At 52.2% G+C, this 17,250-nt stretch carries 18 protein-coding genes; 4 read left to right on the forward strand and 14 right to left on the reverse strand.

From position 1 onward, the window contains the following. Positions 1–59: 59 nt before the first annotated feature. The 14 genes from KSS96_RS10945 to KSS96_RS11010 all read right to left on the reverse strand — a co-directional run bounded on the left by KSS96_RS10945 (position 60) and on the right by KSS96_RS11010 (position 12,226). Positions 60–530 (reverse strand): single-stranded DNA-binding protein, encoded by a 471-nt coding sequence (locus KSS96_RS10945; RefSeq protein ID WP_217856176.1) that lies wholly within the window; start codon positions 528–530, stop codon positions 60–62. Then, complete coding sequence (locus tag KSS96_RS10950) at positions 527–1,045, reverse strand: DUF3158 family protein (RefSeq protein ID WP_217856178.1); 519 nt, start codon at positions 1,043–1,045, stop codon at positions 527–529. The genes KSS96_RS10945 and KSS96_RS10950 overlap by 4 nt, the downstream gene beginning before the upstream one ends. Further along, positions 1,042–1,797 (reverse strand): PFL_4669 family integrating conjugative element protein, encoded by a 756-nt coding sequence (locus tag KSS96_RS10955; RefSeq protein ID WP_217856180.1) that lies wholly within the window; start codon positions 1,795–1,797, stop codon positions 1,042–1,044. Before KSS96_RS10955 ends, KSS96_RS10950 begins: the two co-directional genes overlap by 4 nt. A gap of 144 nt (positions 1,798–1,941) precedes the next feature. Beyond that, positions 1,942–3,129, reverse strand: a complete 1,188-nt coding sequence (locus tag KSS96_RS10960; RefSeq protein ID WP_217856182.1) for an STY4528 family pathogenicity island replication protein — start codon at positions 3,127–3,129, stop codon at positions 1,942–1,944. Then, on the reverse strand, positions 3,126–3,674 hold the full coding sequence (locus KSS96_RS10965; protein WP_217856184.1) for a DUF2857 domain-containing protein: 549 nt from the start codon (positions 3,672–3,674) through the stop codon (positions 3,126–3,128). Before KSS96_RS10965 ends, KSS96_RS10960 begins: the two co-directional genes overlap by 4 nt. Then, positions 3,671–5,254, reverse strand: a complete 1,584-nt coding sequence (locus KSS96_RS10970) for a ParB family protein (protein ID WP_217856186.1) — start codon at positions 5,252–5,254, stop codon at positions 3,671–3,673. Before KSS96_RS10970 ends, KSS96_RS10965 begins: the two co-directional genes overlap by 4 nt. Before the next feature lie 14 nt (positions 5,255–5,268). Next, positions 5,269–5,478 carry a hypothetical protein gene (locus KSS96_RS10975; protein ID WP_217856188.1) on the reverse strand — a complete coding sequence of 70 codons (210 nt, stop codon included), beginning with the start codon at positions 5,476–5,478 and terminating at the stop codon, positions 5,269–5,271. Positions 5,479–5,562: 84 nt separating this feature from the next. Further along, positions 5,563–6,405, reverse strand: a complete 843-nt coding sequence (locus tag KSS96_RS10980) for a ParA family protein (protein WP_217856189.1) — start codon at positions 6,403–6,405, stop codon at positions 5,563–5,565. Between the two features lie 4 nt (positions 6,406–6,409). After that, positions 6,410–6,640, reverse strand: a complete 231-nt coding sequence (locus tag KSS96_RS10985) for an AlpA family transcriptional regulator (protein ID WP_217856191.1) — start codon at positions 6,638–6,640, stop codon at positions 6,410–6,412. A gap of 112 nt (positions 6,641–6,752) precedes the next feature. Next, positions 6,753–7,502: a hypothetical protein gene (locus tag KSS96_RS10990; protein WP_217856193.1), complete on the reverse strand. Its 750-nt coding sequence runs from the start codon at positions 7,500–7,502 to the stop codon at positions 6,753–6,755. Between the two features lie 591 nt (positions 7,503–8,093). After that, the gene (locus tag KSS96_RS10995; RefSeq protein WP_217856195.1) at positions 8,094–9,371 is read right to left on the reverse strand and encodes an O-acetylhomoserine aminocarboxypropyltransferase/cysteine synthase family protein; all 1,278 of its coding nucleotides are present in this window, start codon (positions 9,369–9,371) and stop codon (positions 8,094–8,096) included. Between the two features lie 1,090 nt (positions 9,372–10,461). Then, the gene (locus KSS96_RS11000) at positions 10,462–11,424 is read right to left on the reverse strand and encodes a GlxA family transcriptional regulator (RefSeq protein ID WP_217856196.1); all 963 of its coding nucleotides are present in this window, start codon (positions 11,422–11,424) and stop codon (positions 10,462–10,464) included. A gap of 150 nt (positions 11,425–11,574) precedes the next feature. Next, complete coding sequence (locus KSS96_RS28165; protein WP_217856463.1) at positions 11,575–11,727, reverse strand: LysR family transcriptional regulator; 153 nt, start codon at positions 11,725–11,727, stop codon at positions 11,575–11,577. A gap of 307 nt (positions 11,728–12,034) precedes the next feature. Then, positions 12,035–12,226 (reverse strand): hypothetical protein, encoded by a 192-nt coding sequence (locus KSS96_RS11010; protein ID WP_217856465.1) that lies wholly within the window; start codon positions 12,224–12,226, stop codon positions 12,035–12,037. 258 nt (positions 12,227–12,484) lie between these two features. On the opposite strand from KSS96_RS11010, the gene KSS96_RS11015 reads away from it, so the two are divergent. The 4 genes from KSS96_RS11015 to moaA all read left to right on the forward strand — a co-directional run bounded on the left by KSS96_RS11015 (position 12,485) and on the right by moaA (position 17,247). Beyond that, the gene (locus KSS96_RS11015; RefSeq protein ID WP_217856197.1) at positions 12,485–14,791 is read left to right on the forward strand and encodes a molybdopterin-dependent oxidoreductase; all 2,307 of its coding nucleotides are present in this window, start codon (positions 12,485–12,487) and stop codon (positions 14,789–14,791) included. A gap of 67 nt (positions 14,792–14,858) precedes the next feature. Continuing rightward, a complete protein-coding gene (locus KSS96_RS11020; RefSeq protein WP_217856199.1) occupies positions 14,859–15,311 on the forward strand; it encodes an OsmC family protein in 453 nt (150 codons plus the stop codon). Between the two features lie 61 nt (positions 15,312–15,372). Next, complete coding sequence (locus KSS96_RS11025) at positions 15,373–16,155, forward strand: enoyl-CoA hydratase (RefSeq protein ID WP_217856201.1); 783 nt, start codon at positions 15,373–15,375, stop codon at positions 16,153–16,155. A 96-nt stretch (positions 16,156–16,251) separates the two neighbouring features. Next, positions 16,252–17,247 (forward strand): GTP 3',8-cyclase MoaA, encoded by a 996-nt coding sequence (moaA, locus tag KSS96_RS11030; RefSeq protein ID WP_217856203.1) that lies wholly within the window; start codon positions 16,252–16,254, stop codon positions 17,245–17,247. Positions 17,248–17,250: the final 3 nt, after the last annotated feature.

Consider the following 17,250-nt stretch of genomic DNA (forward strand, 5'->3'; position numbering starts at 1 on the left):
ACGAGTAATGACAGACCAGGAACTTCGCGTAAAGGCGCAATTTTTATGCCTCAAGCCCATCATGCCGATGGTGGCTGCCCTCTGCGTTTTTTGGACTTCGACGCAGGCGAGCTTGCCTGGTCTGGAGCCTGCCCGACGTGAGCCGCAGATGAGGTTGATTCACTGGAGCGCTCTCGCATGAGCACGTTCTGCACGCGATGAGGCAGGATGCCGACACGACGCGCCTCGATCTTGAAGGTCACCCGCGCATTGTCTTCACTGTCCTCCCACTCATCGCGCACGGTGCGGCCCTCTACCAACACGCGCATGCCTTTCTGGTACAGCGTGCTCCAGTGTTCAGCCTCGTGGTGCCAGAGCTCGACCGGCGCCCAATAGCCGCCTCGATCCTCATAGCTGCCATCGCGTAGCACGGGGTTGTCGAAGTACACATTCAGGCGCAGCAAGCGCCGTGGCTCGTCATTGCCTGACGGGAACTCCTGGAACTCTGGAGCACTACCGATGTTGCCTTCGCCGACGAAAAAGGTACTCATTGTGATATCTCCGCTGCTGGTGTGAACTGGCGCAGCAGCCGTTCGGCGCTCGCCATTTTGATTGCACAGGTTGAAGCCTGACGGTAGAGCGAATGCACCACGCTCATCTGCAAGTTCAGTGCAATGCGCTTGCATTCGAAACGGTGCAATTCCTCGCGTACGGCCTGCGGCAAGCCCTTGTTGGAGACCTGGCGTTCCCAGACCGCAACGCCCATACGGGCGAAGTCGCGGGTGCGCCATCGCAAAAAGGTGCTGCCCGCACTGGTGTTCTGCAGCACCAATCGAATATCCAGCAACGAGTAAGGCGGTTGTCCGGCCTGCTGCGCCACCGCCTCCATCAGGCGACGTAACTGCGCCTCGGTTTCCCTCGCCACCTGCGCCAGGTACTCCAGCTCCCCCTTACCCTTAAAAGGTTTTAAAAGGCCTTTTAGGGAGGCAGCGTGTTCGAGCTGTCGATAGGCATCCGGTGTGAGTGTTTCGAGGGGCATTGGTTGAATTGGGATTAGAGGCTTCATACTTCATCCTCCGGCTCATCGACTGTCGCAGATGGCTCTAACGCTTCCTCCACCAGCGCGTCAGCGTCATCCACTGCCACAGAGCCATGACGAATGATGGGTGGCGCGAACTGGGAGCGGCGATGCCCCTCTAGGATGTCTATAGGGGGTAATCCAAACTTCTCCATGGCCGCCAGAGCACGAGCGTTGTTCGCCGCCATGTCATCACGGGTGACGCCAGCATGCCGATAACGCTGGGCCTGGCCGAACAGGCTACGCAGCAAATGGGCACCGTCGTCGATCCAAGCTTCCATGTCCCGTCGCCCGATCAAAGCGGTGTGATGGGCCAACAGGGTATGGCGCACCAAGGTGTCGTAGTCAGTCAGCAGGTAGACGGCGAGGAAGCCCAGTTGGCTGCCGATGTACAACGGCAAGGTGACGGGATGGATGTTGAGGTTGTCGCCCATGTCGATCTGCGTCGGCAGCTCTTGTCTGATCCGGTCCAACTGCTGGGTCAGTTCCAGCATCCCAGCCTTGGCCTGCATCAATTTTTCTTCGAGCTGCACGATCGCCCAATCGGCATAGGGGTCGTCCTGCGCTGCGGCCTGTTTGATCAGGTTAGTGACGCTGATGTAGCCGGCCATACCCATAATCGAGTGGACGCCTTCGCGTGCGGTTCGACCTTGCCAGATTCGGGCGGCGTGGTGGGTATGCAGTGTCAGGGTGATGCTGCTGCGCAATGAGCCCAGGTTGAGCTGATAGTGATCGGCCACGGTGTCGTCCTCGCATAGGCTTGGACGGGAACGTTGCGACAGATGAAGGTCAAGGACAGCCAAAAAGCTGAATGCGGTCTGTTCGGTTTGGTTCGAAACGGCGAATTCCCGACACGCTCGACAATGATGCCAGTGGCATCAAATCTACTGACGTCCAGGGCGTTTGCTACGTAGCTGGCGTAGTTCATCCAGGCACGCTTGGGCGAGGGCAGAGGCGGGTTCGCCCTTTTTCCTAAGTTGGCGCGGGGGAGCGGGTGGCGGCTCTGTCATGGGTAACGATTCAGCCTTACCTGCCCAAGGGTGGAAATCGCCTTTCAGCGCCCGCTGGATCAGGCCCATCAGATACGCCGCCGGTTTGCGGACGCGTCCTGCCGCACAGCGTGCGCCCGCTTCGTTGAGCACCGCCTGCCGATCTGCTGGTTTTAGCTTGTTCAGCGTCACGGTGACGGCCTGCCGCTCGCTCAGACTCAGGTGCAACGGATCAGGCCAGTGCAGGTTATCCACTGCTGGGGTCGCGCGCGGTACAGTACATATACTTTCTTTTAATACAGTACAGGCGGCATTCGGATTCCGAACGGTGCCGGAAACATGGGCGTTCAGACCCGGTTCGGAATCCGAACGAGGTCCCGCATGATTCCGAACGCGGTGATCGCCACCCCGTTCGGAATCGTGTAACGCTTCATCGGGCGCCTTATCCAATCCTTGTTGTGTCCAATGCTCGCTCAAACTGTCGAGCCGGGTGGGGAGTCGACCCAAATCGATATCAGTGTCCTGACGAATTTCTTCCAAAACATGCTGAGCGACAATTCGCACAGCCTTGGTTGCATGGGTGAGGGCATGTCCGACCAGCTCCAGATAATCCTGATCCAGCTCCATGGCTTCGGCGGGTGTCAACGGCTCATCGTGCAGGACGTACAGAGAACCTTGCAGGCGTCCGCTGAACTGATCGCGGCCACGACTCACCAAGCTAAGCCAGCGCGTCAACCTGAGCATCGTCAAGACGCGAGCGATGGTCTCGCGGGAGGCTGACGCACCGTAGGGCACGCTCGACAGATAAGGCTGCAGATCTTCATAGCGCGGTGTGACGACGCCCTGACCGTGTAGCATGAGTCGAAACACCTGCCAGGCATTCCGTTCCAATGGCGTTAGCCGACTATCCAGCAGCAAGCGACGCGGCACGACTTCGTGAGATTGGCCACTGAACAAAAAGCCCGCCTGCAGGGCCTGGTTGGAAGGAGGTTCAGTGGTGGGGCGTGCGGGCCAACGTTCACTTAGTTGTTGGGTGCATTGCTGCAGAACACGTTGCCAGCGACCGGACGGGGCAGTGTTCATGTTCCGTTGCTGTAATGGTCGATCTGCTGCCAAACGATGGTCAAGCTGATCTGTTGCTCTTCTGCCAACATCATCATGGCGTCGAGCTGATCCTCAACACCGTCCTCAGCGCGTAGTTGGCACCAACGCTGCCAGAGCGCATGTTCCTGCGCTTCGCTCAAGTTCTGGGGGCGGCCCTTACGGGTTTCTATCTTGAGCAGACGTCGGCGCAGGGCGGTTTCCGAATGCGCCAAGCCGAAGCACTGATACATGATGGTACTGCTGGCACCGAGCTTGAGCGCTCTGTTGATCAGCCGCTCGTTCTGTTCGTCGCGTTCGGCCTGGTCGATCAACCGATGCAGCACCGGCGAATCAATCTTGACCTCAACCCAGGGGACGGTGGCATGGGCCAGACGTGACAGTGTGGTGGGCGGTAAGGATTGCAACAGGTAGATGTCGTCTTCACCCAGTCCGAGTGCTTTGCAGCGTTGCAGATTACCCAGACGCAACTCGTGAAGGACCTGGGTCAGCATGGCCTGGTTGAGCACATTGAAGGACAGGTTCATGGCAGCTCCCTTGGTGAATCGTCTTCATGGGTAAGCGTTAAGTCGATCAGGCGCCGGGCTAAGCGAATGAGGCGATACAGTTTGATTAACAGATCGTCGGGCAGTCGCTCCAGTCCTACGTCCATAGTCGGACGATCTATCAGTGGGAGTTGGTAGACCCCCAGTAGCAACTGGCCGAACAGGGCGGAGGGCAGTTGCTTGCGATCCTCCCAACTAACGTCGTCTTGAGCGCGCAATAGGGCCAGGAGCATCAGGTGAACGCCGGCCGCACGAGGCGCAGCAAGATCAAGTTGCTCTATGTTCAGGGCGAAGCCCAAGCCGTGCGTCTGGTCGATGATGCTCTCAGGATGTCCGGCATAGGCCGCCATTTCCCGAGCCAGGCTGGCAATGGATAAACGCAGTTGTTCGGGGGTATCCAGTGTGGGTGCGATGATCCAGATGTCGTCGATCGGGCTGGTTGCGACGGTCTGTGCTGTTTCGGGGGCAGCGGCGCGCTCAATCTGTCCGCGGATCTGCTGGACACGTGACGGAGGGCTGACTGCTGATGCGACATTCGTTTCGGGCAGCGTGAGCTGCTCCTCTCGCTCTGTTTCGGCCGGGGTCTTGGATTCAGCTGATTTGGAATGCGGCTCGGAGGGGGGAAGCTCGGCCGCGGGCTCATTGACGCTCGGCAGAGGGTTGCTCTCCGGGGGCGTGACGACAACGTCGGGCGCCCGGATAACCCGGTGGGTATCGCCCAGCTCCAGGGCCAACATGCGGTAGGACTGTCCGAGTAAGCGACTCATGCGTTCGAGCAACTCATCCTGGATTTGCTCAATGTCGAAGGACTCTGGGTCTGCATCAAATTGTCCTAAGGTGTCGAGCCAAAACTCGGGAAAAGCGATGGCGTCGGTTGAATAACGATTCCAGGTTCTTTCAGCCTGGCTACGCAGACCAATTAGGCGTTCAATTTTTGGTTTCCCCAACCCGGCATACAGGGTTTGTGGAATGGCGGGCAATAAATGTTCAAGGGTGTCCAGCATCCGGCTGATGTGCGACTGTGAAATGGGGTAGCCCCCAGCGGCAAAACGTCGTGCCAGCTCTCGTTGCGAGAGTGTCGCTCCATCTGGTTCGAACATGGTTTTGAGTTTGGCTACCGCCAGAGCACGCTCAATGAAGGTGAGTTGGCCGTGCAGATCGCTTTCAGCCAGATGGCCGAGTAGGGCAGTGATTTCACTGCTCCAGGGTCGGAATAGGCAATGAATACGGAAGAAGCGTTCATCGCGGGTTTCCTGCCACAACTCGCCGAGAATTGCCAAGCGCGTATTACCGCCGTTGCGGATGATGAAATAGATTTCTCCCGGGCGGCGGGTAATCGGCGGCGGTTGATCCAGCCCGCGTTCACGGATCGAGGCTTTTATATCGTCATACAGCGGGTTGCGGATGAAGCGTGGGTTGTGTTCGTAGGGCCGCAACTGCTCCAGCGTGACTAGCATCGGGGTGTCGATGACTGGATCGGACAGTCGCTCCAGTTCTGGACCCCGAGGAAAATGGTCCTGGTGCAGTTTGTCGGTGATCTCCTCCGGACTGAGCTTTTTCATTTGAACAGCCTCAGTTAGCGCCGGTTGCGCAAATGGTCACCGACCTTGAACTTAACGATCTCGGCTGTACCCGAACCTTCGAAATACCGAGACAGTTCCGCGAGAAACCCACCCATGGCCGAGCGCCCACCCTGCAGGCGAAAGACCACGGTGCAGTACTCCTCGCTTGGTGGGTGATCTTGTCGAATGGCTGGCTGAACGATGATGGGAAACTGATCCAACATTAAAAGACTCCTCGCCAACGCTGTTGGCCTCAAGTTTGAACAAACAAAATGGCCTGGGGAGAAATACCGGTTTCGGGATTCGCCTTATCGAACCTCTGCGTATCTGCTCACTTTAGAAATCAGTTCACGCCATTCTGGAAACAATTCGATGGCTAGCGCTTGCATGGTTTTCAGCGCTGGACGTGAGCGTCGTTGACCTGACTGGCGAGTCTCGATTCGGTGGGCTGGTAGACCAAGGGAGGCGGCGTTGAGATAAGCCACTCGGTCTGGAACTACTGTGTCTAGGACTGAGATGTTGGGAGCCCCAGTAAAGGCGTCATGTAAGCCACGGATGATCATTCGCGTGTCTACTCGGATGCTACTAACTTGGTTTAGCAGCAGTCGTAACGGCGGCAGTGTGATACCCAGGTGGCGAAATGGTTCGAGTTCACCGAACAGCCTCAAAGTGCCGCGGCGCAGTTCGCGGGCGGCTAGCATTTCCGGTGTGATGGGAGAGAGGGCTGTATCGCAGGCGAGGATGGCCATCTCCAGCAGCACGCTGCGTGCGCCTTGGGTGTCGATCAAAAGCAGGTCATAACGGGGGCGGAAATCGTCGAGCAGATTGCGCAGCCGTAATCGCCCGTCAGGGGCGTGCATCAGCAAAGTACTCAGTCGGCCTTGGTCGTCGTTCGAGAGGATCAGATCCAGACCGGCAACCACCGTCGTGGAAATTATCTGCGCAGGACCTGTCTGGTTGAGCGCAATGAGTTCGTACGCACCTGCGTCAGCCTTCTGGTTCAAAGCGTAATAGCTGGAGAGAGTGGGTTGGATATCCAGATCGAGCAACAGGACGCGTAGACCAGCATCCGCCAGCAGACCGCCGAGATTGGCAGCCACTGTGGTTTTGCCTACTCCACCTTTAGTGGACACCACCGAGACCACACGCATGGCATCAGGCCTGCTGCGCCAAACGCTCAGTGATCCATCGTTCGATCTCTCGTGAGTCCCAGCCGACGGCGCGCAGTCCAATGCGTTTGGCCTGAGGGAATTTACCTTCCTTCATCAAGTTGTAGATATGCGCACGCTTGAAGCCGGTTTTACGCTCCACTTCCTCACGCCGCATGATGTGACGTTCGACCGATGGTTGATTTGCTTCAGTGATGGGGGCGGGATGGTTGGGCATGATGGTCACTCCTGGCTTCGATTGGCGCGTAGTGGGAAGTGATCTGTATTAAATAGTGGAAAAGACGTGGAGTCATTGCGCCGCAACGGGAGTGATTGCAGTGCAATCAGCCTCATCGATTTATGAGGCTGCGCTTACCAGCAGCAAATTTTTCGTCCAGCGTACGCTTGGTTATGCCCGGTACGTTTTTATAATGAGCGGTTAGCGCGTCAACGATGGCCGCTTGGGATTGGAAAACCGACAATGGTTTTCCAGCTGGGGACTTGTCGAGAAATAGATTGACCATCGCCCCGATAATGTTGAGATAGACGGATTCGCTGCGATCGCTGATTTTACGATTGGTCTTGAGCAAGTGATGTATGTTCTTTCTTTCCAATCCGATGGCTTCAAGGTCGTTAAGCAGCTGCTGATGAGCTGCGTCCAAAATTTTTATTTGCACTTGCAAAGCATCCCGATCACCTTGTAATGCTAAGTATGTTTCAATACTAATGGCTCCTTTTTGATTGGGCCCCTCCCCAAAGAGAAACGCTGGTCGTTGGTCAGGATAATATCGCGACATCCAAAATCTTAGATCAGTGTGGCGGACGGTTATGTGGTCGTAATTAACGGGAGTGCCAATGGCCACTGGTACGCCGAAACACCCATAAGCGAGCTCCCCGTGTTGAATGGCATCGATAATTTTTTCCGTATTTGCATGCAGGCAGGGCCACTGCGGGAAGCTATTTTTGAGCCGGCTTGGGCAGCGCTGAGCCACTTCGAGTATTTCTTTTTCGTAGGTAATCAAGTTGCACCAACGCAAGGCTGCATCAATGGGCCTATAAAAAAGTTTTGCATAGAGGTTGCAGCTTTGAGTCGCATACATAAAGAGTCACTCCATTGAGATGTTTTGCTCCTGATTTTGCAAGTTGGCGTATGATTGTTCGGTGTGGAACCCGCATGAGATGGGGGCTATCGATGAGGTTAGTGCGTAGCTATCGTTTCATAGTGTGGGTGTGAAGTATTATTTTTGTGCGTGGTTTATATAGTGAATTATATGTTTGGTCTGTTGTGAAGAGGGTGAGTTGTTTGTCTTGTGTTTATATGAGTCGGTTTTTATTTGATTTCTTATCGAGAGGGCGCTCTGATTTTATGGTGATAAAAATTTATGATTATTTAGAATAATCTACTGCATTCTTTCGTCGCGAAAATGACAAATTATTGATTAATTCCGCCATATTGGAAGGCGGGCTCACCATTACTATGCCGCTGATGTCTGAGGCGGGCGACGGCGCCAGGTACCCGGACTGTTATCCGGTACTTGGCGGCGTTCGCGCAAACTTCAAATCAGTGAATTTGGCGCAAATGTTGTTAAGCAGAGGGCCGCACCGCACAGCCCCCCCACGCCTCGCAGAACACATAGCTACCTACTGGATGAGCTGCGGATATTAGGATCACCCTAGCCGACCTTTTAGCCTCAAGTTTGAGACGAACCCAGCGCCTGGCGCAAATCGTCGATAAGGTCCTCAATCGCCTCGATTCCTACCGACAGACGAATCATTTCTGGCTTCACGCCAGCCTTCGCTTGTTCCTGCTTGTTCATCTGCCGATGAGTAGTGGAAGCAGGATGGCAGGCAAGGGATTTAGCATCACCGATATTCACCAACCGCTTGAAAATTTGCAGGGCATCGTAAAAGCGCACACCTGCGTCATAGCCGCCTTTCAAACCAAACGATAGGATCGCCGACGGCTTACCTTGCATGTATTTTTGCGCCAATGCGTAGTGAGGATGGTCGGAGAGACCGGCATAGCTCACCCATTCCACCTCTGCATGGCTCTGCAAGAATTGCGCAATCTTCAGGGCGTTTTCAGTATGGCGCTCCATGCGTAACGCGAGCGTTTCTAATCCTTGAAGCAACAGGAACGCGTTCATAGGGGCCAATGCCGCGCCAGTGTTTCGCAATGGCACAGTGCGGGCACGCGCGATGAAGGCGGCGGGGCCGAACTTCTCAGTATAAATCACATCATGGTACGCCGCCTCGGGCTGGTTAAGGCTGGGAAATTTTTCCGGGTATTGGGTCCAAGGGAAGTTGCCGCTGTCAATGATCACACCGCCTAGTGAGTTGCCGTGCCCGCCGACATATTTGGTCACTGAATGCACGACGATATCGGCCCCGAAGTGAATCGGCTTGCAAAGGATTGGCGTAGCTACGGTGTTGTCGACCACCAGCGGCACGCCACGGGTATGAGCAGCATCAGCCAGAGCTTCGAGGTCAATGATGTTGCCAGCGGGGTTGCCGATGCTTTCGCAGTACACCAGCTTGGTATTGTCGTCGATGAGTTCGGCGATAGCCTCGGCAGAGTCATCCCGGGCAAAACGCACATCCACGCCAAAGCTCGGCAACAGGTGCGCAAACAGAGTGTACGTGCCGCCGTAGAGTTGTGGAGTGGTGACGATATTGTCACCTGCGCGGGTTAGAGTTTGGATCGCATAGTGGATCGCCGCGCTGCCGGCCGATACGGCCAGACCTGCTATGCCGCCTTCTAGGGCGGCCATACGTTGTTCCAGCACATCATTGGTGGGGTTCATGATTCTGGTGTAAATGTTGCCTGGCACGTCCAGGTTGAAGAGGTCGGCGCCGTGTTGGGCATTATCGAATTCAAAGGCAACGTTTTGGTAGATAGGTACTGCCACGGCCTTGGTAGTCGGGTCCGACTTGAAACCATGGTGCAGCGCGATGGTGGCGTCTTTCATGATTGGTATTGATCCCTAAAAGTATCCCAGATTTACGGTATGAAGATTCTGCAAAAAATTGATTATGCCAATCTTTGAGCACTTTGACCCAATAAGTCGAATCTACCGAAGGGATCTTCCCCTACGCTGCTCGCAGAAATATATATGAAGGCGTCCCACCATTAGCCTCGTGATCGCGCGTTCGAGGCATGATATTAGACGCAGATACAGACAGCGCCTAATGTCCGAACACGACGCCACTCGAACTAAAGGCCTCACGATGGGAGCCTGATTGCCAAGTTTCAGCGCCATCAAGCCGCCGTCATGACCTTGCCGGTAGGTGCGGACAGCTTCGTTACCCGCCGACCGTTTACGGATTGTCTTAGATTCGCGTGTGAATGCATATCGAACCGGGGTTGGGGTACGAACCGTGGATACGGTGGAAATTCGGGAGAATTTTGGATTTCGGGTCTATGATCGTGTCCTACCAGAGTGGCAAAGCAGTCTCAACCCACAGTACTCAATGTTTCTTCAAAGCAGAGTTTCGAACAGCTCGAAACTAATAACGTGAGAAGGGCCTGCAATGATTCAGAGGAAAAGTGATTGTGCATCGAGGCTGCATCAAACCAGGCGGTTTTTATAATCCAGCCTTCGGAGCTTGTAGCTGGTGTGAGGTTGTAGTCAACGCAGTGTGGCGAAATTCATTTTATATTTTTTAGTAGCGACAAAATCTCCATGTACAGGTTGTCATCCACTTGTGCTTGTAGCTCAATTGTATTGATTGCCAGTTTTTACATATGAAAGCCTCTGACGCAGAGCATGGCGGGAGGTGCTTAGGCAAATTATTTTTACGAGAACTAAATTCTGGATCTCCACATCCTAGCCACTGCTATTTTGTAGCGGTAATAGATTGTTTTTGAGCTGGGAATAATTTATAGAAAAACTGTTGCGAGAAAATGACAAAATATTGATTGTATCCGCCAGATTTAGACGGATTTTGGCCCAGATGAGCAGGCCCTTTGGGTCTTCTCCAGCGGTAGATGAGATTACTTTAAGTTTGGGAAAGGCAACGTTGTATAAAAAAGCACCGCTGCGTTGTAGGTGTGGAATGTTATTGGGTCGATTTGAATCGTGCGCGATGCTCTTTGGGTGTGATGCCAAAATTCTTCACAAACCTTCTAATAAGGGTCGACTCACTACCCAGTCCGCAGTGTTGGGCTATGGTCTTGAGTGGGCTGTTTGAATTTGTCAGCATATCGCGGGCCGCATCTAATCGGAGTAGCTCTACCATTTTGCTTGGCGTTTTCCCCATAGATTCTGAGTACTTACGTATAAATGTTCTTTCACTCATGTTCATGAAATTTGCGAGCACTGGCACTTTTAAATCGGTGCCTAGATTCTCATTAATCCAGGCGTGTAAATCTGAGAACTGGCTGCTCTTCGATTGCAAGATCAAGGATGGGCTGAATTGATTCTGATCTCCCGAGCGTTTGAGAAACATTACCAGATGTCGAGCAACCTCTAGTGCAACGGCGTGTCCCAGGTCTTCTTCTACGATGGATAGTGCTAGGTCAATTCCTGATGTAACACCTGCAGATGTCCATATATATTCATCATTAACAAATATAGGGCCGCGCTTAACTATTATTGATGGAAAAAGTCTCTCCAATTCGTCATACGCGGACCAGTGAGTAGTTGCTTTCCGTCCGTCCAGTTTTCCGGCAAAAGCTAGTGCGAATATGCCAGTGCAAACAGAAATCAACCGCTTGGCTTTTTCTGTGTGGTTTATGAAGTGCGTGGCGAACTTCGGGTCTTTGCAGAAATCATGTATGCCTGGTCCGCCAGGTATAACTAATGTATGCGGTGAAGAGGTTTCTGCTTGCAGAGTTTCAGTGTTTACTGAAAAATTCGAGCATATCTCAGTGGTCTGGTTTAACGCTAAAATAGAAATCGCATATGGTTGGTGATCGGGGCGGGAAAAGCGGTTGGCTGCCATGAACACGTCGAGAGGTCCTGCCAAGTCAAGTAAACTTACTTTCGGGTAGGTTATGAATTGTATGGATTTAGGACGCATAAATAGCTACTCCATAAGAAACAAAATCTGGATTCGTTCATCTGACGGATCGCTGAGTAATTTTGAGTACCCGAGCGGCCCCCCGCAATAGATATCTATAGGCCGTTTGATAGATGTCATGAGCTTCTGGTGAGTGGAGCTGCTCGAGCGCTAAAACAAGGAATTGCCCACCCATGACTGCAGTTTACGAATTTTCTGCCCTACGGCGAGAAGCGTGACATTTAGCTTGGCAGTGGCTGGGGAAAAGCTTCGGTATCGCGCTACGGCTTGGAGAGCTCGCCAGCATAAGATCTCAAGTGCCAGTCGTGGCTGCCTCGCCGGACGTCGCTCCTAGCGGGCCTCGACCGTTAGGTTGACGTGGGCTCAACGAGGCTTTTTGACCCCTACTTAGTTTCAGCGATTTTTTTATCGCTTGCCAGCCATGCGTAATGCCGCCGCCAGCGCGAGGGACTGTCGCCACCATGATCGCCTCAGCTACATCTTGTTTCGACGCACCAGCACTAACAGCTCGCTTCACATGGTCGACCTTTGCGTAGCGACTGCTACCACAACCGCAGTCAATTCCCAGGTGGCTAATTCCAGGCTGCCAATGTCTTTGTTGAAGACAACTTTATCGAAACTGCAAAAGGTCACGACCATCTCGACGGCCACTGAAAAGGCGCCGGTGAGCTCGATACTGCATCTGCCCTAGAGGGTAATGAATGTAGTTGAGTCTGGCTTTCTTCTTGCCATTGGCGTGCACCAAACACCATGGGGCCCAGTCGAGTCGGGGGAATCGAGTGCGATCGATTGTCGCAGACAGGAATGGATGCCCAACTCTCGAATGGCATTAGATGACAACGACTCTGTCATCTGTTGGCAAGCCCCAGTCTCCCGTACTGATTACTTTGTTTGCTAGGCAAGCCCGGTGAATATTGATCGGGGGTTCTGCGATGGTTTTATGCATGCCAGTCGGGCGTTCGCGGCCTGGCTTCAGGGATCCCGGGAGAAGCCGCAGCGAGCGGTCCGCCAAGACACACCGATTATCCATCGTATAAGAAGAAAAATTGGAGACCCTATCATGAAGGTTGAACGCTACGCCCATTGCAGCCATTGGGGAGCCTATTCAATTCTCGTCGAAAATAATGAAATTGTCGGGATTGAGCCATTCGAGCATGACCCAGCGCCTTCGCCGATAATTGATTCCGTTCGTGAATGGGCGCGTTCTGATCGCCGCATCAAGCAGCCCATGGTTCGTGCAGGCTGGCTGAAGAACCGAGGGAAGAGTGATCGCTCCGCGCGCGGTGATGACAAGTTCATACCTATGAGCTGGGAAGACGTCACGACTTTGGTGGCCGAGGAAATCAAGCGAGTATCTTCCGATCACGGAAACGAAGCGATTTTTGCAGGTTCTTATGGCTGGACAAGTTGTGGTCGACTTCACCATGCGCCATCCTTGCTTAAGCGTATGCTAAATCTCGTCGGCGGCTATACCGGACACGTCGATACCTATTCTATCGCTGCCGGCCCCACGATACTTAAACATGTGCTCGGCGAGGCTGGCGCCTGCACGGGGGACGCAAGTACGTTTGATACAATTGTGGAGCACACGCAGACTCTTCTAGTTTTAGGCGGCCTAACACCCAGAACTTCGCAGAATGAAGCCGGAAGCATTGCTAAGCATTCTCTGGAAAATTATCTTAGAGAAATAGTTGCAAAAAAAATAAAAGTTATCCTTGTATCGCCTTTGAAAGATGATTTGCCTGAGTGGGTCAATGCTGAGTGGTGGCCAATCCGCCCGAATACAGATACTGCTCTGATGCTGGGTCTGGCAGGTGAGATTTTACATTCAGAACTGCATGATAAAGAATTTCTGGCGCGGTATACGAGCGGGTCAGAGGAGTTTATTAACTATCTAGATGGAAGTAAGGACGGCACGTATAAAAATGCAGCTTGGGCGTCTTCCATCACTGGTATCGACCTAGTCCGTATTCAGGAACTGGCCAGAGTGCTTGTAAGTACTCGATCAATGCTGACGCTGAGCTGGAGCTTACAGCGTGCTCATCATGGTGAACAACCATATTGGGCAGCCTTAGCGCTTGCTGCAATGATTGGGCAAATAGGATTGCCCGGCGGAGGCGTTGGTTACGGCTATGCTTCGCTTGGTGGAATGGGGGCTCCGGTAAACCTCAGTAAGTCGCCGTCCATTTCTCAGCTTAAAAGACCGATATCTAACTTCATTCCGGTTGCACGCATTAGCGACATGTTGTTGAATCCTGGAATGGCGTTCACTTATGAGGGAAAAGAGCAAACTTATCCAGATGTGCGGCTTGTCTATTGGGCTGGGGGCAACCCATTTCACCATCATCAAGATTTAAACCGATTGGACGCAGCCTGGAAGCGACCGGAAACGATTATTGTACAAGATCCGATGTTCACGCCGACTGCGTTGCGTGCGGACATTTTGCTTCCCGCCAACACGTCCATCGAACGTAATGACATTGCCGCCAGTAAACGATCTGATTATATCCTGGCTATGCATCGGGCCATCGAGACAGTAGGTGACTCTAAATCAGATTTTGATATCTTTGACGCTATTGCGGCGAAGCTCGGAGTGGCTGAAAAATTTAACGAAGGGCGCAATGAAATCGAATGGTTGAAATATATATATAATGAAACAAGACTGGATGCTTTGAGCCGGCATGGCTTTAAGATGCCCGATTTCGAGGCGTTCTGGCAGCAAGGCTACGCGCAATGCCCCACAAGAAGTAATCATACATATTTGAAAGAGTTTCGAAATTCGCCGGAAACGCATCAGCTCAAAACAGAGAGCGGCAAGATTGTTCTCGACAGTCCCGTTTTATCGAAATTAAATTATGATGACTGCTTGTCTCACCCCGCCTGGTTGGAACCTGCAGAATGGCTAGGTAACGCAGCCCCGTCACAACTGCATCTCATATCTAATCAACCTGCGGGTCGATTGCACAGTCAATTAGAAACTGGCAAAGCCAGTCTCGCGTTAAAGCGCAACGGGCGAGAACAAGCACAAATCAACAAAGAAGATGCCCAGCGGCTTAATATCTTAGACGGCGATACAGTAAAAGTTTGGAATGCCCGGGGTGCTTGTTTGGCATGTGCAACGATTACTGACACGGTAAGTCTGGGAGTAGTCGTACTCCCGACCGGTGCCTGGTTAACAACAACAGCGCAAAACAGTTTGGATCTCGCGGGCAATCCAAATATTCTGACACTGGACATTGCTTCATCAAAATTTAGCCAGGGATGTGCCGCTCATACGTGCTTGGTCTATGTGTCGCCTTACAGCGATGAAGCGCCAGCAGCGATGGAATATTATCAGGAACTAATCGACAACGTCTCGACGGTTTAGTTGTCTGGTTGTTGTAGTGATGGTGTTGTAAACATGTTTTGTTAAACAACAATATTGAGGAGAAATCATGTCTGAACATGCTGCTGAGATAAGCTGGGAAAAAAATACCCATGCGGATGACGCTTCCACCTACTCGCGTAATCACGTTGGTCGGTTCGAAGGTCAGCAGAAATTAAACATTTCAGCTGCGATTGAATACAAGGGCGATGCACTATGTGCGGATCCGGAACAACTGTTGGTCACCGCTGCAGCTAGTTGTCATATGCTTTTTTTTCTGGCGATCGCTGAGCAACAGGGATTTCTCCCAGAGTCCTACAGCGACACGCCTGTCGGGTACCTTGAGAAAGCTGACAGTGGCAATCTGGAAATTACCTTGATTGAGCTTTATCCAAAAATAGTATTCTCGGGGGAGAAACAGCCCGATGAAAAAGCCATCGCTCGTATGCATGCAAGCGCACATAAAAGATGCTTTATAGGGAACTCCATTAAAGCTCAAATTACGGTAGGCAGTTACTCCTGAGTGAACAGAAGCATCCTGCGCAAGCTTTTTCGAGCATGCGCAGGTATAAAGGTGATAATCCATGTTTAATGTAGATGATTTAGTCCTGCACGAGCGTCGAAACGACGTTGTGACGTTATGGCTTAACAGGCCGCAACAGTTCAACGCGTTGTCGGAAGAAATGCTAAGTGCGCTGAAAGAACAGTTAGATTTAATCGCATCCGACTCCAGCATTCGCTGTGTCGTGTTGGCCGCGAAAGGAAATGCCTTTTGTGCAGGTCACGATTTGCGCGAGATGCAGCAAAACCAGAATACGGTTTTTTACCAGAACCTATTTCGTTTATGCAGCGATGTAATGCTAAGAATCCAGTCGTTACCTGTGCCCGTAGTCGCTCGTGTGCAAGGCGTTGCAACTGCGGCAGGCTGCCAGCTGGTCGCGAGCTGTGACCTGGCAGTTGCCGCAATAGAGGCCCGCTTTGGGGTTTCAGGTATTAATTTGGGGCTTTTTTGCGCTACGCCCTCTGTTGCGCTGACCCGCAACGTGTCTGCCAAGCGAGCCTTCGAGATGTTGTTTACCGGGAGATTTATCGATGCAAAAACAGCGGTGGAGTGGGGGTTGGTCAACGAGTCAGTCGAACGTGATGATCTCGATATCGCTGTGGACGTTTTAACTTCTGCCATTTCCTCAAAGAGTGCGACAGCCGTTAGATATGGTAAGTCAATGATTTATCGTCAACAATTGATGCCCGTTGAGGATGCATATGCATACGCATCTGAAGTCATGGCGTGTAATGCCATGGAGTCTGACGCCATCGAAGGCATAGGCGCGTTTCTAGACAAGCGCCCAGCTAAAATCAAGAGGTGACCCAAATAGGGCGAATGTATGATGTTGTGTATATGTCACATGGGCGCCCGCAGATAATTTGTCAGGATGTTTTACCTAATGAACTAAGAGAGGCATATGGCTGATGTTCAGTTAGTCGATCCATTTGGTCGACGAATAGATTATCTCAGACTGTCAGTGACCGACCGTTGTGATTTTCGCTGCATTTATTGCATGCCTGAAAACATGCGCTTCAGCGCTCGAGATGAATTGCTGAGTATTGAGGAACTGCATGAGGTGGCAAGTACGTTTATCGCCCTCGGAGTGCGCAAAATCCGTATTACGGGGGGCGAGCCTCTGGTAAGGAAGGATTTGAACCGGCTACTGAGCAAATTAGCTGGTCATACAGAGTTGACAGATTTGGCAATAACAACGAATGGCACGCAGTTAGTTGAGCAAGCAATCGAATTACATCACCTGGGAGTACAAAGACTCAACATAAGTCTTGATTCACTTTCGCGCGAACGGTTTGCTCTACTGACACGAAGGGATAAGTTGGAAAAGGTTCTCGAGGGTATCGAGTCAGCGATAGGGGCAGGCTTCAAGCGGCTAAAAATTAACAGTGTCATTCAAAGAGGGGTAAATTTTGATGAGGTGTATGACCTGGCTATTTTTGCACTGAGTCGAGGTTTGGACATTAGTTTTATTGAGGAAATGCCATTGGGCGTAGTGAATAGTCATGATCGTAATAAAACGCTAGTTACTAGTGATGAAGTGCTTGAGCGTTTGAGTGATAATTTAGATCTGGCACCTATTGTAGAACGTACCGGAGGTCCTTCAAAATATTACAGCGTAAGAGGCTATGACGGCAGAATAGGCTTTATATCGCCCTATAGCCATAATTTTTGCGGTGCGTGTAATAGAGTTCGAGTGACGGCGGACGGAAAGCTTATTCTTTGCCTTGGAGAGGATAACGCAATTGATCTTAAGCGGATATTGCGTGATAGCAGTTATAGTCGCGACGCAATGAAATCAAAAATAATCGATGCAATGAAATTAAAGCCGGCTGCGCATGGTTTTGACCGCGCAGACGAAGTACAGGTGATTCGTTTCATGAGCGCTACCGGGGGCTAAGTC

Source organism: Pseudomonas asgharzadehiana (genome assembly GCF_019139815.1).
In the GTDB taxonomy this organism is placed as follows: domain Bacteria; phylum Pseudomonadota; class Gammaproteobacteria; order Pseudomonadales; family Pseudomonadaceae; genus Aquipseudomonas; species Aquipseudomonas asgharzadehiana.

What these genes read in the sequence shown, in the direction of transcription:
- KSS96_RS10960 (WP_217856182.1), bottom strand. Translation starts at nt 3,129, where the DNA reads ATGAACACTGCCCCGTCCGGTCGCTGGCAACGTGTTCTGCAGCAATGC.
- moaA (WP_217856203.1), top strand. Translation starts at nt 16,252, where the DNA reads ATGGCTGATGTTCAGTTAGTCGATCCATTTGGTCGACGAATAGATTAT.
- KSS96_RS10985 (WP_217856191.1), bottom strand. Translation starts at nt 6,640, where the DNA reads ATGCCCAACCATCCCGCCCCCATCACTGAAGCAAATCAACCATCGGTC.
- KSS96_RS10995 (WP_217856195.1), bottom strand. Translation starts at nt 9,371, where the DNA reads ATGAAAGACGCCACCATCGCGCTGCACCATGGTTTCAAGTCGGACCCG.
- KSS96_RS10990 (WP_217856193.1), bottom strand. Translation starts at nt 7,502, where the DNA reads ATGTATGCGACTCAAAGCTGCAACCTCTATGCAAAACTTTTTTATAGG.
- KSS96_RS10950 (WP_217856178.1), bottom strand. Translation starts at nt 1,045, where the DNA reads ATGAAGCCTCTAATCCCAATTCAACCAATGCCCCTCGAAACACTCACA.
- KSS96_RS11015 (WP_217856197.1), top strand. Translation starts at nt 12,485, where the DNA reads ATGAAGGTTGAACGCTACGCCCATTGCAGCCATTGGGGAGCCTATTCA.
- KSS96_RS10975 (WP_217856188.1), bottom strand. Translation starts at nt 5,478, where the DNA reads ATGTTGGATCAGTTTCCCATCATCGTTCAGCCAGCCATTCGACAAGAT.
- KSS96_RS11000 (WP_217856196.1), bottom strand. Translation starts at nt 11,424, where the DNA reads ATGCGTCCTAAATCCATACAATTCATAACCTACCCGAAAGTAAGTTTA.
- KSS96_RS10965 (WP_217856184.1), bottom strand. Translation starts at nt 3,674, where the DNA reads ATGAACCTGTCCTTCAATGTGCTCAACCAGGCCATGCTGACCCAGGTC.
- KSS96_RS10970 (WP_217856186.1), bottom strand. Translation starts at nt 5,254, where the DNA reads ATGAAAAAGCTCAGTCCGGAGGAGATCACCGACAAACTGCACCAGGAC.
- KSS96_RS10980 (WP_217856189.1), bottom strand. Translation starts at nt 6,405, where the DNA reads ATGCGTGTGGTCTCGGTGGTGTCCACTAAAGGTGGAGTAGGCAAAACC.
- KSS96_RS11025 (WP_217856201.1), top strand. Translation starts at nt 15,373, where the DNA reads ATGTTTAATGTAGATGATTTAGTCCTGCACGAGCGTCGAAACGACGTT.
- KSS96_RS10945 (WP_217856176.1), bottom strand. Translation starts at nt 530, where the DNA reads ATGAGTACCTTTTTCGTCGGCGAAGGCAACATCGGTAGTGCTCCAGAG.
- KSS96_RS11020 (WP_217856199.1), top strand. Translation starts at nt 14,859, where the DNA reads ATGTCTGAACATGCTGCTGAGATAAGCTGGGAAAAAAATACCCATGCG.